Here is a 742-nt window from a genome sequence, read left to right on the forward strand (position 1 = left end):
AGCGAGTATGCCGCCGGTGATCTGGCCGCGATCGGCCATTTTGCACAACGCCGCGGCATCGAGTGTCGAGGGCAGGTCGGGGTTGACCGTCTCGACCGCCGACAGGATCGCGACCCGAGGTTCGGCCAATCCGATGACGTGAGCGAGATCGATCGCGTTGCGAATGATATCGGCCTTTTCCTGGAGGGAAGGCAGGATGTTGACCGCTGCATCGGTGATGATGAGCGGCGCGGGATGGCCGGGAACGTCCATCACGTAGGCGTGGCTGATGCGCCGCTCGGTCCTGAGGCCCGTCGCCGGATTGACGATAGCCGACATGAGCTCATCGGTGTGCAGCGAGCCTTTCATCAACAGCCCGGCCTCGCCGCAGCGGATGAGCTCGACGGCCTTCGCGGCGGCGTCATGGCTGTGGTCGGCGGCAACCAGCCGGAAAGCGGACATGTCGCATCCTGCTTCCTCGGCGGCTGCTCGCAATTTCTTCTCGGGTCCGACCAGGATCGGCACGATCAGCCCCGCTTCCGCTGCCTCGAGGGCGGCTGAAATCGCTTGCGGGCTGGACGGGTGCGCGACAGCTGTGGTTACAGGCGCCTGGCTTTGCGTTCGCTCGATCAGTTGCCGGTAGCGATCATGGGTCGCGATGACGCCCTGAGGGGATAGAGGACGGGCACGACGGATCCTTTCGCGAGGCGCGAGGACTTCGACGCTGCCAGTAAGGACCGTCCCGTCCGCTGAATTGCGGCAC

1 protein-coding gene is annotated in these 742 nt (G+C 65.0%); it reads right to left on the minus strand.

Translation table 11 applies throughout. The features are described 5' to 3' along the window. On the minus strand, window positions 1-742 hold a 742-nt coding region (locus tag I6F66_RS21020), incomplete at both ends, for a bifunctional enoyl-CoA hydratase/phosphate acetyltransferase (protein WP_197209732.1).

The organism is Pseudoalteromonas sp. NZS100_1, assembly GCF_015864285.1.
Lineage (GTDB): Bacteria > Pseudomonadota > Gammaproteobacteria > Enterobacterales > Alteromonadaceae > Pseudoalteromonas > Pseudoalteromonas arctica.